This is a genomic window from Xanthocytophaga flava (assembly GCF_030068545.1).
Classification (GTDB): Bacteria; Bacteroidota; Bacteroidia; order Cytophagales; family 172606-1; genus Xanthocytophaga; species Xanthocytophaga flava.
Genome location: NZ_JASJOR010000025.1, coordinates 89,749 through 111,818 on the forward strand (window position 1 = coordinate 89,749; position 22,070 = coordinate 111,818).

Below are 22,070 nucleotides of genomic sequence, written 5' to 3' on the forward strand. Positions count from 1 at the left end.
TGTCAGTATGCAAAATATTTTAGATGAAGTAGCACGGGTAGGTGTTGAATTTATTCTCAACGAACCGTATTATGCCCATTTTCTGTCAAGTCTGAACAAACAGATTGATAACTCATTTGGAACCATGGCCGTTGGAGTGAACGGAGATACCTATGTATTGTATGTAAATCCAACATTCTGGACAGAAACCTTAACCAGTAAAGAATTACGTCTGGGTCTGGTAAAACATGAAGTACTGCACCTGGTATTCAAACACGTTACCCGACTTGAAAAGCATCACATCCCCTTCCTGTATAATGTCGCCGCAGATCTGGTGGTAAATCAATACATTACACGGAGCCACCTACCACAAACAGGTATGTTTCTTGATACCTTCCCGGATGTTGACCTCGCCCCCTTTGAATCAGTAGATTATTACTATGATAAACTGAAAAAAGTGTGGGACACCAAAGGTTGTTGTAACAGTAAGTGTGAATTACCTTCACCAAAGCCAGGGACAGGTAAGTCTTCAGGAATAGGTAGTGGTAGCACTAGTGGCGGAGGCAGTAATGGTGGAAATGGAAATGCGAGTGGAAATGGTAATGAAAATTCGGAGGAGCCTTCAGACTCTTCAGAAGACAACACAGAAAAGCCAACCATAAATACCTATAACCTGCTGGAGTCAATAGGCAAAAACTGGACAGAAGAGATGTTGCGTCATAAGGGATGGGACGCCTTAGTCCGCCTCAACCCAGTGGAAAAAAGTATCTATGACATGCAGCTTGATAACCTGATCCGTATATCTGTTGAACGGGCTGGTCCGAAAAGTATTGGAAAGCTTCCTGCACATCTACAGCGTTATCTTGACCTTTTTATGATTCGCAAAGTGCCTCAGCTTAACTGGCGTAAGGCGTTGCGTATTTTTTCAGAAAGTAGCCGGAAGACGTATATTAAAAACACCTTAAAAAAACCATCCAAACGGTATGGAACTGTTCCAGGTATCAAGGTAAAACGCAAGCAGAAAGTATTACTGGCAATTGATACATCTGGAAGTATTGGGAATGAAGAGCTAAGCACATTTTTCAGCGAGATTTACCATATCTGGCGGTCTGGGGCAGAGGTCCGTATTGTGGAATGTGACGCTGCTATCGGCAATATATACGAATACAGAGGTATTGTACCTAAAACGGTTACAGGAGGTGGCGGAACCAGCTTTGAACCTCCATTGCTTTATGCAAATCAGGAATACCTGCCTGACATGATGATCTACTTTACAGATGGGTATGGATCTGTTCCTAAAATGCATCTCCGGTTCCCGTTGTTATGGATTATCACCAAAGAGGGTATAGAACAAAGCAGCGACACCTTCCAGCAACTGCCAGGCAGACGTGTAAAACTCAGAGAATAACTTTTCATTGTAACAAAGAACTAAACCATTTTTCTAACTCACCAGTACACAGGCTATGAAATCCATATCCCTTAGAACCTATGATAATCCTCAAAAAATAACCTTTGAAGAATTTAATCAGGAAAAGTATACACAGCTTACATATAATATTTCGTCCTATATTGATACTAAGTTTAAAGATTCGGATAAATGGGTGACATTGCCAGAAATACTACAGGCAAATCCTCAGTTAGAATCTCTTGATATTTGGGGTTATAAGTCCCCAGACCTTGAGATTTCATTCAAGATAATGCCTAATCTCAAATCACTATCGTTTCGTTTTGATTCTTCACTTGTTCTTCCCAAAGATTGGGAAAATGCGACAAAACTGGAAAAACTTCAGTTATCTATACCTTTTGAAACAAAGGGAGTTGACAAATTTCCTGAGCAACTACAATACCTTCCCAATCTAACCAGTCTGCAACCTCCCCAAACAGACAATTATGAATGGTGGAGTTCATTGGCGAAACTACCAGCACTGAAAATGCTAAATTTACAGTCCTATACAACTCTACCCTTCTCTCTTGCCCGTATGCTGGAATTACTACATACATTTCCAGTATTGGAAGAAATAATAAACTTTTATCCCAAAAAGAGTGAGCCACTCACAGAAGTACTCTTAGGTCTGGATCGGTTCAAACATGTCGAACTCATATCTATGGTCTTTAAGGATATAACCAGTATCCCGTTATTCTTCAGTAAATTTAAGCAGGTAAGCTTTTTCAATTATCGGCATGTAGGTTATAAAGAAGTCAATAAATTTCGCGAGAAATACGCTACCCAACCACTATCCGACAGACACAGAGAGCTATTGTTTTTATGTAGCGTCAAAAGCTGGAATCGAGTCAAAACCTATACAACCAATCACTTACTCGAAAAACACAAGTCTGCCGTTCCTGTCGTATTAATGGGTTATGAAAAGCTGGCTTCTGCCAATAAAACCACATTAAAAACCAAACTTAAAGACACACAAATATCACTGGAAGAGAAGTCAGGAGGAGAACCTATCTATATACTGCATACAAAAAGTGATTGGAATGTATTGGAGCAAGTTATTCTGGAGGACAAAAGTTTTATTGTGGAAGAACACCTGACTGAGTTTTTGCATTATCTGGAAAAACCCTATTTGCTTGAAAATGATAATGAAGAACTCAACCAGAGTATCATCCGGCTACTGTGTTCCGGTGATGATGAAAATGTAAACCTGGCCTTTCAAATGGTGGAAAGTGGTGGCGCTCCTGTAGCGGTACAAAGTATGATTGCAGCCATTGCTATGACACATAAAGATACCAAAATCCGGAAGAGAGCCCGTCAGGTTTATCAAAAAGTGGGTAGTGCAGCATTTGTACCTCTTATGGGTAAACCAAGTTACAAGGAAACAGATTTTAATCTACGTATCAGCACACACGAAAATATAAGCCGGACGGATTTTTTGCTGATGGTAGAATACCAGCACCATCTCAACCGTCACTATGGAAAAAACACAGGTAGTTTGTCTATAGACTGGCGACGCCTCGGACTAAAGGAAATTACAGAAAACATTCTTCTGTTTCCGAATCTGAAAACACTCCATCTAAGTTCAAATCCAGAACTGGATCTTGAAAAGGTTTTTTCCTTACTGGTACAGATCCCTACAATCGAGAGGCTATACCTTAATGGATGTAAGGGTACTCTTCCTGCCTCTCTTAGTCAGTTACAGTCATTGGTTGAACTAGATATTTCCAGTAACTCGATGAAAGATTTTAGCACTCTGGCACAATTACCCAATCTAAAACGACTGACAATGAAAGGATGCAAAGTTAAAAACTGGGATTGGCTACAACAATGTTCAAGGCTGGAATGGATATGTGTGAATAGTGCGGACCAACAAAAAATACCACATGAACGTGAAGATATGTATGGTGGGGATCTATTCCTGAAAATCCGGTAACATATAATCCATTAATAAAATTTAAAAACTTAAAACAATCATTAGTTATAATTCAAACGCAGCATGGCTAAAAACGACAATCCCAACAGTCAGAATTTTAATTACATCACCTACGGCTCCAAATGTAACAGTATAGAGCTGGAAGGATTTCTGGAACATGTACTCAAGTATACATTTATCACACCACCCAAACCCAACGAACCCCCAACACCTGTCTGTATCTGGGGACGACATGGCGTTGGTAAAACACAGATTGTCCGAAATGTAGCAGATAAGCTAGGAGCTAATTTTGTCTATATAGCTCCGGCTCAGTTTGAAGAAATGGGCGACCTGGTAGGGATGCCCAAAATAGATGAAAACGGACAGCAAACCCATTTTATTCCTCCGGACTGGGTACCACGTACTGAAGGACCTGGAATATTCCTGATAGATGACGTAAACCGTGCGGATGACCGGATTTTGCGTGGTATCATGCAGTTGTTACAGAACTACGAACTGGTAAGTTGGAAAATGCCTCCTAAGTGGCATATTGTCCTTACCGCTAACCCTGATGGGGGTGATTATTCTGTAACTTCCATGGATGACGCTGTACTTACACGGATGTTGCACATTACCTTGCAGTTTGAAGTACAAAGCTGGGCACGCTGGGCTGAGGCAGCCAAAATCGACCCTCGGGGTATTAACTTTATTCTGACGTATCCTGAAATGGTAACAGGAAACCGGACGACCCCACGGTCACTAGTACAGTTTTTCAGAGAAACCGAAAAAATAGAGGATCTGTCAGAAAATTTACCTTTGGTAAAAATGCTGGCGGATGCCTCACTGGATGAAGAAACAGCAGCAGCCTTCCTGAGCTTTGTGAAGCTACAGCTTAACCAGCTGATTAGTCCGGAAGAAATCATCAATGCCAAAAAGTTTGATGGTATCGAAAAACAGTTACGAGGACTTGTAGAACAAAAAACCAAACGACTGGATATCCTGTCCGTAATTTCTACTCGTCTTATCAACTATCTTATTGTTAACAATATCAGTATAGATAAAGCCCAGACAGACAATCTGAAGCTATTCCTGTTGCTGGAATTTATCCCAAATGATATGCGCCTGTTCATGGCACAAGAATTGGTTAACAGCAAAAATGCATCTCTCAAAAAGCTATTGGCGATTCCTGAGATTGGTAAACTGTTATTATCAAAAATGTAAGAATCGAAATATAGGTCTAGCTAACATATAAAATCAGTATCCAATCCTTTCCTGAATTAGTAAATCGTATAGGAAAGGATTGGATACTGATTTTATCAGACTATAAATTTAGTAGGAAACGTCTTAAATACCTCAATTTTAGCTTTTCATATGAGGTTATATAAAAAGCCAACAATCTTTTGTATATTTCACGCAATCCTAATCTACAGACAAGGTCTTTTATGACCAGGAAGAGTATTCTATTAACTTGTATCACTACAATATTTTCCTTCACGTTGGTTGTATATAAACAATCAACACTGCAAAATGTGTAGGATACTCAATCTGACAGGTTAATCCCAACGTAGATAGTAAGACAATCGTGTGTTCGGAATCATCTGTCCTTCCTTTATCCAATCAGCAAAATTTAACCTAACTTTACGAAACCAAACTTAGTTGATTTCGCTTCCGGGATCAAGCTGCTTATTTCCGTATAATGAGAATTTTACATTTTAATCAAAGAGATGATGGAGGGGCAGGTCGGGCAATGCTTCGTTTGCATCAGGGACTACGAGCTGACAAAATTGAATCATCTGCCTTTGTGCAGGTAAAAACATCTGATGATGAATTTATATTCACACCCGATGGTGCTCTAGGAAAGCTATCAGCTAAACTTAAGCTGAGTGAACACATTTCACATCTTCCACTGAGATTATACAAACAAAGAACCAGTGGGGCATTCTCCCCTCCTTTTGCACTTCAGTCATTTACAGACATAGTGCACAAACTCAACCCCGATATCGTCCACTTACATTGGATCAATCACGGCTTTCTGGATCTCAAGGCATTGCAAGCCTTCCAAAAGCCTATTGTCTGGACTCTCCATGATATGTGGCCTTTTACAGGAGGTTGTCACTACAGCAGTACCTGTGATAGATATAAACATACTTGTGGAGCCTGTACTGTATTGGGCAGTACAAAAGAAAAAGATCTATCACATTACATCTGGAAACGAAAAAATAAGCATTGGAAAGATCTCTCCATGTCAATAGTAGCTCCCAGTACCTGGATGGCAAACTGTGCACGCGAAAGTTCGTTATTCCGGAATGTGCCGGTCCAGCAAATTTCCAATGGGCTGGATATGAATCAATATAGACCTATTGATAAGCAGTCAGCACGTCAGCTACTCAATCTACCTCAGAATAAATATTTACTCTTGTTTGGGGCTGCCAATATTGAAGATACACGCAAAGGACTACACCTGTTACTCCCAGCTCTCAAGCAACTGCATGAAAGTGAGCTCAATGATAAAATTGAATTGCTTGTATTTGGAGCAACCTCTTTTCAGCAAATGCAGGAAGCAGAATTTCCCATCAACTCATTGGGACGTTTTGCAGATAATCTGTCATTATCTCTTGTTTACTCTGCTGCCGATGTCTTTATTGCACCTTCACTGGAAGACAATCTTCCCAACACCCTGGTTGAGTCACTAGCTTGTGGTACACCAACAGTAGCCTTTAACATTGGTGGTATTCCGGATATTATTGACCATCAACAAAATGGCTACCTGGCCACACCCTTTGAACCTAGTTCTCTGGCAGAAGGAATCAAATGGATATTACAATCCCCAGACAAACAGTTTTTGCATGAAGCAGCACGTCAAAAAGCAGAACAATCGTTTTCATTAACAGCCCAAACCAAGCACTATCAGAGATTATATGAAAGTATCTTGTCCGGAATGCCTGCTTAATAAACTAAGAAATTAGACTATCCCAAACTTTCAGAAAGAGGATATCATTTCCTTTAAAGAAGGAAGTTATAACAGAGCAAAAAAAGCTACAAATAGCATTATGCAGACTTAATTGATAAGGGTAGCGAGGTATAGAGAGTCTTTTCCGCTAGGTTTATCACTGATACTCTCGTTCTTTGTGGTATTCTAGACCAAAGGATAGGAAAGAAGAACGAAGGAGTTACAAAGAGAGTTGTGTTGCCTTCAATCGTGGATGGTGGTGTAGGTGCGTAGGGAGTCTTTCTGCCGCGAGGAAAGCCCATGGCTTTGCGTGGGGGAGGTTCGGCAGAAAGTGTCCTTTTTGGGGTACTTTTTTGGACAAGCAAAAAAGTACCATGCCGCAAGTTGAAGAATGATCAGAAATTTAAGTAAATAAAGGAAGAGAGACCTCTAAACACTATAAGGAGAGTAATGAAAAGGAACAAGCTTATAGCTGAAAGATTAAAACATCTTCCCTTATACAAGATTAAATGAAGATATAGCCATTTCCACCCCATTAATGATCACAGATGCCTGATGCATACCAGCATAAAATACTCGTGTGGTAATAGGTCTGAAAGAGTGCCGTTTGACTACAGTAACTGACTCTCCTGCCTTATATTCTCTCTCACTGATTTTAAAAACCTTTCTATTCAGACTTCCATTTGCCTTCAGATAGTAAATACCATATTCTAAGCGGACTATCTGGCTTTGTGTATGAGTATTAGTAACCACCATAGCAAATTCCAGTGTATCGCCCATTTTTACTTCCGTCGTACGAATCTCAAAACCCTTTACTGCAATGAAACTACTCTGTAAGCCGTAATACGATAATACCTCTGTATGCCCCTGTTTTAGTAAAGTTCTGCATCCATGCTTGATAATAGCATCTGTCTCTTTGCTGTGGCCTTTCCACTTATGTGCAATCTCCAGTACCACAGCCGGATTATCTTTTGCAATATCATTCAGGTTGTTGGCTACACTCCGTCTTACCCATTCGGACGGATCATTTTTCAGATTCTCGAGTAATGGCAAGATAGGCAAAGGATCTTTTTTCAGGGCTGGAATAGCAAGCCCCCAGGGCAAACGAGGACGACTCCCCTCACTGGCTAATCGTCGCACTTTATGATTGGGATGCAAAGACCACTTAGTCATTTCGCGAATCATATCATTGCCATATTTCAGCAAAAAGGGACGTACAGCAAATTCACAACTCACAAATTGGGTCAGCCTTTCCAGTACAGGTATTGCTACAGCCAGATCCTCCAATCCATAAAGAGCTACATATTCTGGTAAAAACACAAAAGCCAATCCATCTTCTCCCCATCCCTGCTCTAACAAAGCATCTACAGTTTTTAACAATAGTGGTGCAGCTTCTGGGAAAGCTTCCGGCAAAAAATGATGAAACACTTTTGTTGTATGTAACATTCGCTCCTTCCATTCCATGTTTGTGAAGGAATCTGTTAAGATCATCGTAACAAATGTATTCTTCTCAAAGGATGGAATGACAGGAGTCACAACATCGGCAAAACGATTATAAAAAGCGGGTGTGTATATGTCTTTGATCAGACTCATATTGTTGTTTCTTTAGTAGCCAAAGCCATATTTACCGATTATTGGAATAGAACTTTTGCTCGGCAAACATACACAGAAACAACACATAAGCCATCCCAAACTTGAGGAAAAGAGTTTGCAGTCTCTCTTGTTAGTGGTGTTATTACTAACACCCCATTTCCTACTGTTCAGGTTGGTACTACTACCAACCTGGATAAGAAAACCTCTTAAATCAATACATTATCAACAGGCTCTGCAGGTGCTGGCAAATTTTTCTGCTGAAGAAAACCTAACAGGTTTCGTTCAATAGTGGTACATAAAGCTGACAAAGGCAAATGATGAGGCTCTGTTCCAAATGGATCTTCGATCTCTTCTCCAATGGCATCCAATCCAAAAAAGGCTAGTGACACAAGAAACACCACTAGAGGTGTCAGTACTCCTGCAGTATCGACAATCCCGAAAGGAAGGAAGAAACAGAAGAATGCAACAATCCGGTGACCGAGTATGACATAGGTAACAGGAAACGGAGTATTTTTGATTCGTTCGCAACCACCTTGTATAGCCGTTATCTCTGTAAGACTCGCTTCCAGTACAGGCAGGTGAAAATCATGTATCCATCCCTTTTGCCAAGCATGTTGAATCTTTTCACCCATTCGTTGTAAAAGTCCTAACGTCACATTGGGTTGTTCATTAAGCCAATCCAGATCCTGTTTGGAAAGATACTTTTTCAACTCTTCATCAGGTGTTGTATCACGTAGCAAATGACGTAGTGAGTGTACGTGCGCAATGATCATCCGTACGAGCTCCTGTTGAAAAGCCATATAAGGCTCAGGTACTGCGACTCCATCTTTCCCCAGTTTATCCAGCTCTCTTTCCTGCAATGAAGCAGGTTGCTTGACAACAAGCGTTATAATCTGTCGCGCAAAACTACGACTCACATTGACCAGTTGTCCCCAAAGAATACGTCCTTCCCAGAAACGATCATAGGCAGTATTATTACGAAACCCCAGGAAAATACTAATCGCAACCCCCATAATTGTAAAGGGTATAGCTGTAAGTGTATAGGTCTTCACATCTGTCATAACTTCGATGACAGTTACTATAATAGCAACGCCTGTAGCAGCCAGTATACGTTCTCCGGATCTTTGCAGGCTGGTATGTCGAAAAGTAAAAAGAAGTTTGGACCAGGGAAACTTTTGTTTTAGAATCATGGTAAGAATGTATAGTTTATCAAGCTTTATAAATGGGTATATTTCTGATATGCACATATGACAGTCCGCTTGAAAATGGTTATCCATCTTTCAAGCAACTACATTATACACTTTGGGGTACTATTCAGTTAGGGTTTAAGCATAAAGGACGTAGAAGTCAAAAGTAAAATAATGTGCCTCTTCAGATTAACTAGCCTGACAATCCTTATGCTAGTTGTGATGTGGTACGATTTTCGTACAAGTCTGAAGGGAGACAGATAGTAGATTATCTACAAAATCAGATACTTTCATGTGGATATATCTGAAGAGTATAGATAAAGCTACAAATGAAAGAAAGAGAAAAATAGCCTCATCGTAAATCATACAGGAAGTCATGAAAAATGGTAAAAGATGTATCTTTTTGCTACTAGTATTTTTGCTATCACTGGGTAATAAAATCGCCTATACCCAACCCCACCAGAAACCCGGTTTCATCTCCCGTTACTGGAATAAACTTGTCAATGATACAAGTGCAAATGCCAAGTCTCAGTTTTTAGTTTATCCAACGCTGGCCTATGCACCCGAAACCAGCTGGGAGTTTGGGTTAAGCAGTCTCTATGTATTTTACGCCAAAGGAGATACGAACAATCGTTTAAGTGAAATCAATGGCTTTACGTTTCTTACTTTAAAACGACAATATGGCTTTTGGTTTGATCATGCCTTATACTCTCACGAGAACAAATGGTTTTCGCTAGGTCGGCTGCGTCTCCAAAGTTTTCCTCTTCTTTACCATGGCATTGGTCCCGATTCTCCTGAAGAACATCTGGCCCAGGTCAATGCCAATCTGCTTCAGATTAGAGAAAGAGTGCTACGCAAGATATATCCGAGTCTTTACTTTGGACTGGAAGTTGACTATCAGCGATTAAGTTCTGTTGAGTTTGAACTCAATACAGATGAACCTATCGACCATCCGCCAGGAAGTACTGGCTCTGCCAATCTGGGAGTTGGTTTGGGAATCTTATATGATAACCGACACAATGTATTGAATGTACGTAAGGGATTTTTTTCAGAGCTTTCTCTCCTAAATTATGACAAAAATCGTGGAAGCGACTTTTCGTTTACCTCTGTCATTTCTGACACTCGCATCTATCGTCCTATTAACAAACGGGATGTACTGGCAGCTCAGGTATTCGGACAATTTAACTTTGGTAATCCACCCTTTAATCAGCTTTCACTATTAGGTGGCGAAAGCATCATGCGTGGATATTATTTGGGTCGGTTCAGAGACAATAATCAGATTGCAGCTCAAGTCGAATATCGCTTTCTGCCTTTACCCCTGGGATTTACCAAACGAGTAGGCGCTGCTGTATTTGCAGGTAGTGGGACTGTGTTTAACAGCGTTCGCACCTTACAATTTCATGATTTTGTATGGTCAGCAGGTGCAGGCCTTCGTTTCCTTATCTTTCCTAAGAAAGATATATTCACCCGATTGGATGTAGCCTTTACTCAGGAGGGTCCTGGTTTCTATATATTTATCGGAGAAGCATTCTAACAGAATCAGAATTTTACCTTTCCAGTTTGCCTGAAACTAAATTTCTATAGTTATTTCTCAAGCATAATCATATGTTTGCATAGAATTCCATTCTCATAGATTGGTGCCGGATAATTGTCTACAAAAAAGTTTTTCCGGATTCCAGTTATTTCAAAACCTATTTTTTGATATAGATATAATTGTTTAATTGCCCCATTGGCAGTTCCAATAACTAATGTTTTAAATCCTTTTTCTTTAGCTCGTTGGGTTGCTTCATTTAATAAGTGAGTCCCAATACCCAATCTCTGATAGTCTTTATGCACTGCAATATTTTTGATCTCTATTGTTTCAATGTCTAGTATATACAGTATGTATACTCCAATAATCTGGGAATTGTGTTCAAAAATATAAATCTCCCCTCCCTTTGCATAGGAATCTATGATTTCTATAGTCTCATCTGCTAGAAGCAGTAACTCATAGGGAATTTGCTCCCCTTTTTCCAACAGTCGGGTTTGTGTATAGTTTAAAGTCATATTGGCTAATTTCCGCTTATCAATTTTACAGAATCTATTCTTTAATCATACAATATCCTACGAATCAAAGTTTTAGGAAAGCTCTTTCTAAACAACAGCAATTAGCAACATCTGCTCAAACAATAACAATCTGACTAACAATATGTTACTACTTAAATGGGTTATCATTTCTCCAATTTTCTGACATAAACAGGTATATATACCTATTAAAAAATCTTACTCATACCTATACAGTTATCCATATTTACATTCGTCGATTTTAATCTTTCTTTAATTATTTCCTGACTATTTTGATTTATTTTTGTTGTAATGATATTGTCAGGTAACATTTTATCTGGCAAGCCTGACCTATTTTCTCTTAGAATTGAAGCCCAGGAATCGTTTTCACTACAGCCGGTTACAGTAAAATTAACTTTTTTTCATCCGTCATTTTGTAATGAAAGATTCTAGTATATCGTTGGAAGAAGCAAAACGGCTTCAGGCATTGTTTTCATACCATATTTTGGATACTCCTGCTGAAAAAGACTTTGATGACATTGTTTGCCTTGCTTCCCAGATTTGCCAGACACCCATATCGTTGATCTCTCTCCTTGATCATGAGCGCCTTTGGGCTAAAGCGAAGATTGGTGTAGAAGCATCAGAAATTCCACGCGAGATTACTTTCTGCACATCAGCCATAACTCAGAACAATCTTTTTATTATTGATAATACACTTGAAGATAATCAGTATTGTGAAAATCCTCTGGTAGTGAACGATCCACATATCCGCTTCTATGCCGGTATGCCCCTTGTGACTCCATTGGGTTACAAGCTTGGTACACTGTGTGTAATGGATCAGGTACCAAGACAACTGACCTCAGAACAAAAATTTGCATTGGAATTGCTTTCCCGCCAGGTAGTGCAACAACTCGAGCTTCGGCAAAAGAATCGGCAACTTGCCAATGATGCAGAGATGCTGCAGTTGCAAAATCAGCAGCTCAATGAAATGCATCAACGTTCGGAAGAAACTAACCAGCTTATGAGTAGGTTTCTGTCTATCATCTCTCATGATGTTCGTACACCAGTTAATCTCCTACGTGGATTTTTACCACTACTCACTAATGATGACATACCCGCACAGGAACAAAAAAAAGTAATTGACAAAATTAGTCTGATGCTGGTTTCCACAGATGAGCTATTAAGTAATCTGGTACATTGGACTTCCCGACAGATCAAAGGAATGTCCATTCACAACCAACCGATTAATCTTGAGAAACTGGTAGAAAGTGAACTTTTCAAGTTAGCGATATCAGCCTCTCAAAAACATAATCTGCTTATCAATGCAATGCCTTCTCTGACAGCGTGGGCAGATTATGATATACTTCGCTTTATACTTCGGAACCTATTGGGGAATGCAAACAAGTATACAGTCTCAGGTACTATTGAAGTAAGAGGCTGGGAAGAATATGATTTAGAGGGGAAGGAGCATCTGGTTATATCCATAAAAGACAGTGGTCGGGGAATGAGCAAAGAACAACAAAATAAATTGTTCAACTGGCAGGACAAAAATTCACAGCCAGGTACCAATGGGGAGCGTGGTTCAGGAGTAGGTCTACTTCTTTGCAGAGATTTTATCAGTGACCTGCAAGGCAGGATCTGGCTTGAAAGCAAACCTGATCAAGGAACGACATTCTTTTTTACTCTTGTCAAATACAATCAGGATCTGCATCGAAAACAACAACCTGACTATGCTCTTAAAGCGCTAACCTTATAAGAGAGGCCTACTAACAGTTTATCTTATATGGCCTAGTAACAGAGTCTACGTTTTAGCGTGGACTCTGTTTTATTTTGGGGAAGGTCTTTTTTCAGATTTCTCATCAATTCCTTGAGGTAATCCTAAAAATCAGGACAGTACCTCGTGGCAAGATCAGCTGCTTTTCCTTTTGGAGTGTATTTTTCTCTCATAAACCAAGCGCAACTCTATTTGTCACGAGTTTCTTTCAGAATGACAGAAAGAAGGAGTGTTTCTTTCTGAAAAACAACAGGATGAGAGAGCAAATTACCTTTTTCTCATAAGTTGGAACAACTCCTGGCTTTTATGAAATCATAAATACCCGACTCTCAATTCACTGGTCTTTTTGGCTCTACTGGTAATCCAGCCTCTTTTCGTAGACGAGCCATTGCCCAACACCACCAGGCGGTTTGTTCGCCGTTGCCTGCATCTTTAATTTTCCAAGCAGCTCCTTTCAGGCTCTTTATATCCTGGTCAGTTAACTTATCCGCGGGTTTATATCCAGTTGCCTGCAGCCACCCTCCTTCCATATAGATAGGTTGTGACGCATTAACTTCCTTGATTAGTTGCAATAATTGTTGAATCCGGTTAAAGTCTTTTTCAGAACGAGCAAATTCTATTTCCCATGCAATCCCTTTTCCAATAATCTCATTGGAAACACGACCATCCGGATAACTATCTGTAGGCATCCAGGTAAGTCCATTGGTTGTTTTCATCATGGTTCGCTGCATAGCCTTCACTGTGTTTTGTAGAATAGTATGATCCATACACTCCCATTGGGCCGCAATTGGAGAAAGTGTTACCCACCCCATTCCCAGATAGGGAGTTCCCCCATTGCCATCCGGAAGCCGCATTTCCAGATAGGTAGTATCCCGGTCTCTGACTGTGGTTAAATTTTTTCGAATGCCATCTTGTAGTACATTCAGTCTCTTTTGCCAGTAAGCAGCTAGTGTTGCATCTCCTCTACGCTGGGCCACTGCGGTCATTTCCTTTAATGCAGCACCTACAAAGCTCTGTGTCAGTAAGTCCCAGGCATCCCAGCGACGGCCATCCCTGGAATGTTCAAGTGCGATGTTTCTCACCAGTCCTGTTTCAGTAGACCACCAGCCAGACGAAAGGTTCTGTCGATCACAGGTACGATTTGTCAAGGTCTTTATCAACTGCCAGGTCTTATCTTCAAAATCAGTATGCCCTCTCTTTAAAGCAAGTTTTGCCCAGGCCAGAATCACATGTGCCTGTCCATCTATTTGGGGTTCATCGCTGAGAATAGAATATTTCTGGTCTTTCAGTACAATTACATGTGGTATACGTTCCAGCCCATTTTCCTGTGTAGCCTTTAATACACACGAAATGGTTGCTTCTGCTTCCTGGAAACGACCTGTCTCAATCAGTAATGGCACCAAAGCACCTACAGTACGACAATACATTCCTTCATACGCACCAGTTAGAGATTCAGGCAGAAAACCATCTTTTCCCATACGATCCAGAAGACTATAATAGGTATGTGTATACAACTTCTCAAAGTAGGGCGATTTCAATTCTGTTACAACAGCTTTAGGGAGGGTCTGTGCAGATAGTGTAGTACAGAATGCAACAAAAAGGGAGAGAATTAACAGATAAGATTTTTTGTAAACTAACATAGATAAGTATAGGAATACATTCAGATTGTTTTTCAAGTAATAAAAAAACAATTGAATTAAAAACACTGCTGTATCACAGAAATTAGCAAGCTATCCTATGTCAGCCATTTCCTGTAGAATTTATCTTGCTAGACAACGTGATCTGCTGTAGAATCTATAAAGCTCATTATCAGTGCATTTAATAACAAGTGAGGCATGTTATTTTTCGTTTTTCTGTTTTTTCATTTAAAAGTGTATTTGCTATGACAACCGAAAACAAATATGTTCTTATTACAGGTGCCACAAGTGGCATTGGATATGAGTTGGCGAAACTGTTTGCAAAAGATCATTACAATTTGGTGATTGTAAGCAGAGATCAGCAGGAACTGGAAAATAAAGCGCAGGAATTCAGACAACTTGGAATAGATGTGGTTCCGATAGCCAAAGATCTTTTTAATCGGGATGCAGCGTTCTCATTATATGAGGACGTAAAAAACAGAAACATTCAGGTTGATATACTGGTCAATGATGCAGGTCAGGGGATTTATGGAAAATTCCAGGATACAGATATAAACCGCGAACTAGCTGTTATCGATCTGAATATTGCGTCAGTAGTCATTTTGACTAAATGTTTCCTGAAAGACATGATTCAAAGAAATTCAGGAAAAATTCTGAATCTGGCTTCTATTGCCAGCAAGACACCAGGACCATGGCAGTCTGTTTATCATGGTACCAAAGCCTTTGTCTTGTCCTTTTCAGAAGCTATTCGAGAAGAGCTTAAAGAAACAAACATCACTGTTACAGCCCTTCTGCCCGGAGCAACCGATACTGACTTTTTCAATAAGGCTGACATGGTATCAAGTAAGATTGTACAAGAAGGAAAACTATCTGATCCGGCAGATGTTGCCAAAGACGGCTATGAAGCACTGATGTCAGGAGATGATAAAGTTATTTCAGGATTGAAGAATAAAGTACAGATAGGCATGAGTAATATAATGCCAGACAGTGCAGTAGCTCACCAAATGAATGAGCAGCAAAAACCAGCTTCTCAATCGTAAATAGATATATAGCCCCCTTTTTAAGCCTAAACTGCTACCTATATGAGGTAGCAGTTTTATTTTGTATGTACACTCGTTATAACACTGAAAGAACGAGTATTACTTCATTACTTATATATTCAAACTCTTATAATAGTGTGCGAGTAGTCATCCGTTGTACTCACGACAGACAAACCAATATTATGATAGACAAAAATGACTGTTTAGCCTACTCAATCTGTCCATACGTCTATACTATCCAGATAGAAGGAAATATTGGAAACAGTCATGCGTTCAATTATCATAACAAACATATATTTTGCGATGATAAAAGTAAAAAATTCATTACTAGCCTTAGCATTCACATTCTTCACATTGGTATCCTGTTCAGACAAAGAAACCGATCCAACTCCCGGAACTACAACTGATACCGACTCGGATACCGAACTAACAGCCCAAACCAATACAGAAGAAGCAGATGATTATATCTTTGACACAGACATCACCTACATTACATTGAATAGCACATCTGTTGCTGTGACAGGAGAGGGTGTAACTGTAGAAAACACAACTGCAACCATTACAGCAGCAGGCACCTATAGTGTAAGTGGTACATTGACAGATGGACAAGTGGTTGTCAACACAGACACATCCAGCAAGGTCAAAATCATATTAAACGGAGCATATATAACCAGTACATCTACGGCTCCTCTATATGTAAAAAATGCAGCTAAAACTATCATATATCTCACACCTTCTACCCAGAATACCCTTACAGACGGAAGCGCCAGCAAATTGGATGGAACACTGTATAGCGCAGCCAGGCTTTCTATATTTGGAACGGGTTCTCTTACTGTAACAGGCAATGCGGATGGAGGAATTGTAAGTGAAGGTGGAATGATTATCAAAGATGGCACTTATGCTGTCACTGCTGCAGAATCTACCCTGAAAAGTGACAAGAACCTGATTATTGATGGCGGGACATTTACCCTGACAGCTGGAAATGATGGGATACATGGTGAAGAGTCGCTGATATTTAATGGAGGCAATATTGTCATCACACAATCTGAGGAAGGTATAGAAAGTGCTGAAATTACAATTAATGAGGGTACAAGCATTCAGCTAACTTCTACCGATGACGGAGTAAATGCCTCTTCAGGCGATGATACTTCCGAAAACCATTTTTATATGCATGGAGGCTATCTGTATGTGAATGCGTCAGGAGATGGTATTGATTCCAATGGGTACATTGAGATCACAGGTGGAGTTATTGTTGTCAATGGTCCTACACAGAATAGCAATGGAGCAATTGACTATGATCGTACATTCACCATTTCAGGAGGGCTACTGGTAGCTGCAGGAAGTACAGGTATGGCACAAGCGCCTAGTCAGTCCTCTACTCAAAACTCTGTAAAGATTAATTTCAGTTCTTCGAAACAAGCCAATCAGTTGATCCACATACAAGATGCTACTGGCAATGAAATTATAACATTCAGTCCTGCCAAGACATTTCAATCTGTTGTGGTATCATCTCCCTCTCTGATTCAGGGCACAACCTATTCTGTATATCTGGGTGGAAGTTCAACAGGAACAGCTACTAATGGACTCTATGAGGGCGGAGATTATACTGCCGGAACGCTGAGTACAAGCTTTACTGTTTCGAGTAATGCAACCACAGCAACAGGGAGCTAAATACAGACAGGATTCGTCCTTAAATTGTGGTTAGGAGTTTTAAAGCTAGCCACTACACTTTTGCAAAAGAGTGTAGTGGCTAGTTTCAGTTTCAGAGAATGATTTAACTTATGGTTGATATTGGTCAATATAGAAAGCTTTGACCCTTAGCTCTGCGAAGGATTCTTGAGGAGGGTTTGACAGAAAGGCAAAGTTAAATTTGGCCACATCCGACAAATCCAGTATGGTTTTGCCACCCTTAAATTCTGAGAAATAGATTATTCGGGTTGCTGGCTTTTTACTAGCAGGTAGAACCACATGATTCTGTACTCCTCCATGCACCCCTGTTTGTCGTAGCTGCAATACTACTTCCTGATTGGCCTGATAAGTTACCCGAATAAATTTACTTTTACTGAGATCTACTTTTCGGGCTTCTTCGCCAGGCAATGTCTTTGGATCAATAGGAAAAGACATTTCGCCATACCCTTTCACATTAAATTTCACATGGGCAACTACCTTCCCTTTATTTTTTACCAATCCCTCCTGAGTGTTCAGAGGAACCAACTGTTCTGTTTTCTCATCGTGTCCGGTAATCCATTGAGAAAATCCATTGAGGGATAAAGGTGACTGAGTTTGTGCACTAATAGAGATAGAACAAGCATACAATGCGAAAGCAATGCCTGTAAAGAAGAATTTTGCACGTTTGAACATTAGGAAGAAAAGTGGATAGCTTCATACAAATATACTAGATATCCACTTTTCTTTGCATTGATTACTCTTTTACTGCTACAGCGATTTTCGAATCCGCAGTGCCATAATACAAAAACCATTTATCCCTGAAAAATACTAGTCCTTCCACAAACGTTACTTTATTGACCTGTCCTACCAGTTCATAGTCTTTCTCTGGTTTTATAAATGGTTGATCCAGACGAGCAAGTATCTTTGACGGATCGTTTTTATCCAAAAGCACCTGTCCCCCTGCATACATCTCCACCCCTTCCTGCGGTTTAGGTCTGAATGCAGCACCATTATAAATAAGCAATATTCCTTTGTCAGTCAGCATAGCGGCTGGTCCCGGCTCAACTAAACCATTATCAAAAAGCTTTGTATCAGATCGTTTTGCAACTACGGCCTTAGGTTCTCCCTTTTCATCTGCGAAAAAAGTCCAGTCTGTTAGGTTATCAGAGTGAGCCAGTAATCCATTCTCACCCCAGTACATCCAGTATTTGCCATTAATCTTTGTAGCCACCATTCGACTATCCTGTTGTTTACAAACAATCGAACCTGACTTTGACCACATATCCTTGTATTTGGGTTCTTTGAAAGCCAGTCCATGTTTTTTCCATTTCTTCAGGTCCTTTGAACTTGCCACACACAATCGGGCTGTCTTGCCATCATATGCAGTATAGGTCATGTAATAGGTCCCTGTTGAATCTTCCACAACACGTGGATCTTCACATCCTCCCATCCACTCGTATTGTTTCATGGCATCATTATCCGGATAGAAAACAGGTTGTGACAGTCGTGTAAAATGGATACCATCACTGCTTTCAGCTAATCCCAGGCGCGAAGTACCTTTCACCGCTTTCACTGTATCTTCTGCCCGATAGATCATATATACCTTTCCATCTCTCACTACAGCTGTAGGATTATATACATCATGCTCTTCCCACTGAACATCTTTTTTCCAGATTGGACAATGAAAGATAGTACCAGACTTTGGCAACAGAATCGGATTGGCAGAATCTACTTTCTGAAAAGGCAATAAAGCCCAATCGACAGAAGCTATCTCTGTTTGAGATGTATCTGTAGTAGAAGTATTGGTTTGTTGCTTTTCAGAAGACTGGCATCCGGTTATCGTCATAACAGTGCCCAACAAAAAAAGAAAGAGACTTGATCGGTTCATAAGGGATATGTGAATTGACACAAAATAGGATTTATACAAAAGTAATTTGTACAATGACAATCCAAAATCATAAGGCCAAAAAGAAATCACCTATCACTTTTCTGTCCATTCCATTTGAAGACAGTTTACCTTCTTCTCATAAAACGTTTTAAACAGATGTTTTACCTCATCTTTCAATAAAGAATTATCAATCAACTTAATTACTTCCATATGGCGATTAGTAAATTCGGAAAGTATTTTGATTATACGGCTTTCCTTAAGTCCTAATACCTTTCCAAACTGCAGAAAATCAAAGCGCGTATAAAAACCATATGCGTCATAAGCAGTCGTGAAAGTATCTGTAAAAAGCATCAATGCCATATCTGACTCTGAGGGAACATGAATACGGGTACACAACAAGTCATATGCAGGGGCTAAAATATAATCACCTTCCAACGTCCGTATAGCTGAAAAGTTTTTCACATGTGCATCTCCATTCGAGAAAACATAGTTGAAAATAATCATCCGAAAAAACTTTTCTATCTCAATAGGATAGGAAGCAATGTATTTTTTGATCAGTTGTCCAATCTGTTCATAAGAAAGATCATATTTGTAGTTTTGTCCATGAGTATATTCTGTAACCTGTGCAATTTGAGCAAAATCTTCCTGTTGAAACCGTAATCCATCTGCTCTCACATCAAACCGTTTTACAAGGTAAGCGGGACTAGTATCTTTAAAATAGACAACAGCATTAGGCGGCACATTAATCTTGAATAACTGACGAGCAATCTGCATTGTTAAATGTTCATTGGCAGGTGCCTGATCAAGATATCTGAATTGGCCGATAGGGATAGGTTTAAGAATATATTGCCCTCCTTTCTCTGTCAGGCGAAGCGTATTTTTTTCCCTTATTATTGAATATTTAATCTGTACACCAGAAATAGAAATCTTTTTGGTCAAATCACTATATATATTTGACTCTTCTTTATAAGGTGATTCAAAAGACAAAAAAGGACTAACTTTATGCCCATCAAAAAGTTCGGTAATGCACTTACGGCAATACTCAGTTTGGGGCTGTGTTTTTAAACATCCTGGACATTTCATATATCTATTTCTTTGTTGCTCATATTCTCCTGACCAAAATCCGTCATATCTTTAATTTCTTTTACAGTAATAGCTCCAATTGTATTTGTATGTGCTGTTCGCAAAAGTAGACCAAAGTGATCATTTTCATCAATATGCAGTAATCGGCATTGTGTCTGTTTGTTTATTCCTTCAGATAATAGGCCATAAAAGAAAGGAAAGAGTGTAGTAGAATTATATTCCTGTTTATCCTTTGGCAGAGAAAGGCTAATTGAAAGACAATCCGGGTCATTAAAATATTGAAGATCATACCGAAAAATGTAATGCCGATCTGATACCTTTTCCAGAATTCCTGCCAACTGATCATTTATATATACTCCTGCTTGTATGCTCATTTAATCACTTCCACTTTTATTTCTAAACCTAATGCATGACAAATTTTTACTAAAGTCTCTAACTCAGGATTACCCATCCCATTCTCAATATCACGCAATGTCCGAATAGATATACCTGCAATTTCAGCTAGGTCATCTTGAGTAACTTTACGGGATTTGCGTCGTTCTCGTATAATTTCGCCAATAGCTATAAGCTCCATAACAAAACGGCAATAAAATGCCTCTTTTAGCAAAAAAAGCTATAAAAGAATATTATTCCAAAAAAATAGGCATTTTATTGCCTATTCACTAATCGTGTTATATCATCTCACTATTCGATTCACTATAACTGACAAAGAAAAATTTCACAACTTTGCGACAAGCAACCTACAATACAACTACTTCACTTATACTCATGAATATAAAAATCCACCAGACCAATGGTACTTCTATTGCAGAAGCCATCTCTGAAGCCTTGATAATTACCAATTTACAGGATGCACTGGATCTGATTGGTAATTGTTCTTATCAGGGAGCAGACAAGATTATTGTATATGAACAAAATATCACACCAGACTTTTTTGATCTGAAAACCAAGCTGGCAGGTGAGGTTCTGCAGAAGTTCTCAAATTATCGCATGCAATTGGCTATTGTGGGTGATTTCTCACAGTATTCCAGCCATAGTTTACAAAGCTTTATTTACGAAAGCAATAAAGGCTCTCTGGTAAAGTTTGTTTCTACACTGGAAGAAGCTTTATCCTGAATGCATTCTGCTATTAATAAGAATCCAGCAGATAAAAGTTTGTATTTGCCTCTGCAACAACAGCTCGCAGAGCGATCAGATCAAATACCCTCCAGGCAGTAGAAAAATAGTCAGTACTCCATTTGCCTGTATAGTATTCACCCAACTCCTGGCGCTGTTGCAACTGCTCTTTATATATCTTCTGAGCCTGTGCATAATGGTTAGGGTGAATCAAACCCAATTCATCTATTTGTTTGGTAAGCTGCTTCAGTTCCTCGTCTTCTCCCATTCTTTCGTTGACAAAAAAATGTCCTAGAAGAATAATCATCCACTCTATAAAATTCACTAACTCTTTAGAAGTAAAAACATAATCCGGAGGAGATGATCTTTCTGGCAATTGATCAAAATATTTATTCAACTGCTCAATTACGACATTACAATAACAGGTAATACCCTCCCACCAAACCTCTATAAGACCTAATCGGGCAAGTAATGACTCATCATAGTTTGCATCACCATATACATTCCAAAGCCATGTTGTCAGTTGAGACAATTCACTGCCTGTAAGTGAGTTGGGGTCATGGGCAATCTTCTGACATATCGTTTCATAGGATAGATCATTTTCTCTGGAAAGCCAGTTTTTAAATGACTGTTCAGAATCATCCAAACGTTTAATCTCAAGAGGCAACTGTTCCTGAATATCTTTAGTGCTTAATTGATAAAGATATAAATCTCTTCCCATTGATGGACTATGTTATTGAAGTGGTGTAGAATATA

At 39.5% G+C, this 22,070-nt stretch carries 19 protein-coding genes; 9 read left to right on the plus strand and 10 right to left on the minus strand.

Going from position 1 to position 22,070, the window contains the following annotated elements; all coding sequences use genetic code 11:
• The first annotated feature begins 7 nt into the window (after positions 1-7).
• The 4 genes from QNI15_RS28580 (at position 8) to QNI15_RS28595 (ending at position 6,285) form a co-directional block, all read left to right on the plus strand.
• The gene (locus QNI15_RS28580) at positions 8-1,387 is read left to right on the plus strand and encodes a vWA domain-containing protein (protein WP_314002487.1); all 1,380 of its coding nucleotides are present in this window, start codon (positions 8-10) and stop codon (positions 1,385-1,387) included.
• Between the two features lie 55 nt (positions 1,388-1,442).
• On the plus strand, positions 1,443-3,356 hold the full coding sequence (locus QNI15_RS28585) for a leucine-rich repeat domain-containing protein (RefSeq protein ID WP_314035086.1): 1,914 nt from the start codon (positions 1,443-1,445) through the stop codon (positions 3,354-3,356).
• Between the two features lie 63 nt (positions 3,357-3,419).
• Positions 3,420-4,556, plus strand: a complete 1,137-nt coding sequence (locus QNI15_RS28590; protein WP_313988854.1) for an AAA family ATPase — start codon at positions 3,420-3,422, stop codon at positions 4,554-4,556.
• A gap of 475 nt (positions 4,557-5,031) precedes the next feature.
• On the plus strand, positions 5,032-6,285 hold the full coding sequence (locus QNI15_RS28595; protein ID WP_314035088.1) for a glycosyltransferase family 4 protein: 1,254 nt from the start codon (positions 5,032-5,034) through the stop codon (positions 6,283-6,285).
• 495 nt (positions 6,286-6,780) lie between these two features.
• Here QNI15_RS28595 and QNI15_RS28600 read toward each other — a convergent pair whose 3' ends face one another.
• Both QNI15_RS28600 and QNI15_RS28605 read right to left on the minus strand, forming a co-directional pair.
• On the minus strand, positions 6,781-7,878 hold the full coding sequence (locus QNI15_RS28600; protein WP_314035090.1) for a DNA alkylation repair protein: 1,098 nt from the start codon (positions 7,876-7,878) through the stop codon (positions 6,781-6,783).
• Between the two features lie 206 nt (positions 7,879-8,084).
• Entirely contained in the window at positions 8,085-9,068 is a 984-nt protein-coding gene (locus QNI15_RS28605; RefSeq protein ID WP_314035092.1) for a bestrophin family protein, read from the minus strand.
• A 394-nt stretch (positions 9,069-9,462) separates the two neighbouring features.
• Between QNI15_RS28605 and QNI15_RS28610 the strand changes: the two genes are divergently transcribed.
• A complete protein-coding gene (locus tag QNI15_RS28610; RefSeq protein WP_449359637.1) occupies positions 9,463-10,599 on the plus strand; it encodes a BamA/TamA family outer membrane protein in 1,137 nt (378 codons plus the stop codon).
• Positions 10,600-10,649: 50 nt separating this feature from the next.
• Here QNI15_RS28610 and QNI15_RS28615 read toward each other — a convergent pair whose 3' ends face one another.
• On the minus strand, positions 10,650-11,111 hold the full coding sequence (locus QNI15_RS28615; protein WP_314035096.1) for a GNAT family N-acetyltransferase: 462 nt from the start codon (positions 11,109-11,111) through the stop codon (positions 10,650-10,652).
• A 436-nt stretch (positions 11,112-11,547) separates the two neighbouring features.
• Between QNI15_RS28615 and QNI15_RS28620 the strand changes: the two genes are divergently transcribed.
• Complete coding sequence (locus QNI15_RS28620; protein ID WP_314035098.1) at positions 11,548-12,864, plus strand: GAF domain-containing sensor histidine kinase; 1,317 nt, start codon at positions 11,548-11,550, stop codon at positions 12,862-12,864.
• A gap of 347 nt (positions 12,865-13,211) precedes the next feature.
• Here QNI15_RS28620 and QNI15_RS28625 read toward each other — a convergent pair whose 3' ends face one another.
• A complete protein-coding gene (locus QNI15_RS28625) occupies positions 13,212-14,522 on the minus strand; it encodes a hypothetical protein (RefSeq protein ID WP_314035100.1) in 1,311 nt (436 codons plus the stop codon).
• Between the two features lie 242 nt (positions 14,523-14,764).
• Here QNI15_RS28625 and QNI15_RS28630 point away from each other — a divergent pair, with 242 nt between their 5' ends.
• Positions 14,765-15,559, plus strand: a complete 795-nt coding sequence (locus QNI15_RS28630) for an SDR family NAD(P)-dependent oxidoreductase (protein ID WP_314002469.1) — start codon at positions 14,765-14,767, stop codon at positions 15,557-15,559.
• A gap of 303 nt (positions 15,560-15,862) precedes the next feature.
• Positions 15,863-17,230 (plus strand): carbohydrate-binding domain-containing protein, encoded by a 1,368-nt coding sequence (locus QNI15_RS28635; protein WP_314035102.1) that lies wholly within the window; start codon positions 15,863-15,865, stop codon positions 17,228-17,230.
• A gap of 108 nt (positions 17,231-17,338) precedes the next feature.
• Here the strand turns inward: QNI15_RS28635 and QNI15_RS28640 are convergent, their stop codons facing one another.
• From QNI15_RS28640 to QNI15_RS28660, 5 genes are all read right to left on the minus strand, one after another.
• Positions 17,339-17,920, minus strand: coding sequence for a hypothetical protein (locus QNI15_RS28640; RefSeq protein WP_314002465.1), 582 nt, complete (start codon positions 17,918-17,920; stop codon positions 17,339-17,341).
• A 61-nt stretch (positions 17,921-17,981) separates the two neighbouring features.
• Positions 17,982-19,115, minus strand: a complete 1,134-nt coding sequence (locus QNI15_RS28645; protein WP_314002463.1) for a glycoside hydrolase family 130 protein — start codon at positions 19,113-19,115, stop codon at positions 17,982-17,984.
• Positions 19,116-19,208: 93 nt separating this feature from the next.
• Entirely contained in the window at positions 19,209-20,198 is a 990-nt protein-coding gene (locus QNI15_RS28650) for a HipA domain-containing protein (RefSeq protein ID WP_314035104.1), read from the minus strand.
• The gene (locus QNI15_RS28655) at positions 20,195-20,572 is read right to left on the minus strand and encodes a HipA N-terminal domain-containing protein (protein WP_313977479.1); all 378 of its coding nucleotides are present in this window, start codon (positions 20,570-20,572) and stop codon (positions 20,195-20,197) included. The genes QNI15_RS28650 and QNI15_RS28655 overlap by 4 nt, the downstream gene beginning before the upstream one ends.
• Positions 20,569-20,772 (minus strand): helix-turn-helix domain-containing protein, encoded by a 204-nt coding sequence (locus tag QNI15_RS28660; RefSeq protein ID WP_313977481.1) that lies wholly within the window; start codon positions 20,770-20,772, stop codon positions 20,569-20,571. Before QNI15_RS28660 ends, QNI15_RS28655 begins: the two co-directional genes overlap by 4 nt.
• A 194-nt stretch (positions 20,773-20,966) precedes the next feature.
• On the opposite strand from QNI15_RS28660, the gene QNI15_RS28665 reads away from it, so the two are divergent.
• Positions 20,967-21,314: a DUF4180 domain-containing protein gene (locus QNI15_RS28665; protein ID WP_314002459.1), complete on the plus strand. Its 348-nt coding sequence runs from the start codon at positions 20,967-20,969 to the stop codon at positions 21,312-21,314.
• Between the two features lie 13 nt (positions 21,315-21,327).
• Here the strand turns inward: QNI15_RS28665 and QNI15_RS28670 are convergent, their stop codons facing one another.
• Positions 21,328-22,035, minus strand: a complete 708-nt coding sequence (locus tag QNI15_RS28670) for a hypothetical protein (protein WP_314002457.1) — start codon at positions 22,033-22,035, stop codon at positions 21,328-21,330.
• Between the last annotated feature and the right edge of the window lie 35 nt (positions 22,036-22,070).

What these genes read in the sequence shown, in the direction of transcription:
- QNI15_RS28580 (WP_314002487.1), top strand. Translation starts at nt 8, where the DNA reads ATGCAAAATATTTTAGATGAAGTAGCACGGGTAGGTGTTGAATTTATT.
- QNI15_RS28585 (WP_314035086.1), top strand. Translation starts at nt 1,443, where the DNA reads ATGAAATCCATATCCCTTAGAACCTATGATAATCCTCAAAAAATAACC.
- QNI15_RS28590 (WP_313988854.1), top strand. Translation starts at nt 3,420, where the DNA reads ATGGCTAAAAACGACAATCCCAACAGTCAGAATTTTAATTACATCACC.
- QNI15_RS28595 (WP_314035088.1), top strand. Translation starts at nt 5,032, where the DNA reads ATGAGAATTTTACATTTTAATCAAAGAGATGATGGAGGGGCAGGTCGG.
- QNI15_RS28600 (WP_314035090.1), bottom strand. Translation starts at nt 7,878, where the DNA reads ATGAGTCTGATCAAAGACATATACACACCCGCTTTTTATAATCGTTTT.
- QNI15_RS28605 (WP_314035092.1), bottom strand. Translation starts at nt 9,068, where the DNA reads ATGATTCTAAAACAAAAGTTTCCCTGGTCCAAACTTCTTTTTACTTTT.
- QNI15_RS28615 (WP_314035096.1), bottom strand. Translation starts at nt 11,111, where the DNA reads ATGACTTTAAACTATACACAAACCCGACTGTTGGAAAAAGGGGAGCAA.
- QNI15_RS28620 (WP_314035098.1), top strand. Translation starts at nt 11,548, where the DNA reads ATGAAAGATTCTAGTATATCGTTGGAAGAAGCAAAACGGCTTCAGGCA.
- QNI15_RS28625 (WP_314035100.1), bottom strand. Translation starts at nt 14,522, where the DNA reads ATGTTAGTTTACAAAAAATCTTATCTGTTAATTCTCTCCCTTTTTGTT.
- QNI15_RS28630 (WP_314002469.1), top strand. Translation starts at nt 14,765, where the DNA reads ATGACAACCGAAAACAAATATGTTCTTATTACAGGTGCCACAAGTGGC.
- QNI15_RS28635 (WP_314035102.1), top strand. Translation starts at nt 15,863, where the DNA reads ATGATAAAAGTAAAAAATTCATTACTAGCCTTAGCATTCACATTCTTC.
- QNI15_RS28640 (WP_314002465.1), bottom strand. Translation starts at nt 17,920, where the DNA reads ATGTTCAAACGTGCAAAATTCTTCTTTACAGGCATTGCTTTCGCATTG.
- QNI15_RS28645 (WP_314002463.1), bottom strand. Translation starts at nt 19,115, where the DNA reads ATGAACCGATCAAGTCTCTTTCTTTTTTTGTTGGGCACTGTTATGACG.
- QNI15_RS28650 (WP_314035104.1), bottom strand. Translation starts at nt 20,198, where the DNA reads ATGAAATGTCCAGGATGTTTAAAAACACAGCCCCAAACTGAGTATTGC.
- QNI15_RS28655 (WP_313977479.1), bottom strand. Translation starts at nt 20,572, where the DNA reads ATGAGCATACAAGCAGGAGTATATATAAATGATCAGTTGGCAGGAATT.
- QNI15_RS28660 (WP_313977481.1), bottom strand. Translation starts at nt 20,772, where the DNA reads ATGGAGCTTATAGCTATTGGCGAAATTATACGAGAACGACGCAAATCC.
- QNI15_RS28665 (WP_314002459.1), top strand. Translation starts at nt 20,967, where the DNA reads ATGAATATAAAAATCCACCAGACCAATGGTACTTCTATTGCAGAAGCC.
- QNI15_RS28670 (WP_314002457.1), bottom strand. Translation starts at nt 22,035, where the DNA reads ATGGGAAGAGATTTATATCTTTATCAATTAAGCACTAAAGATATTCAG.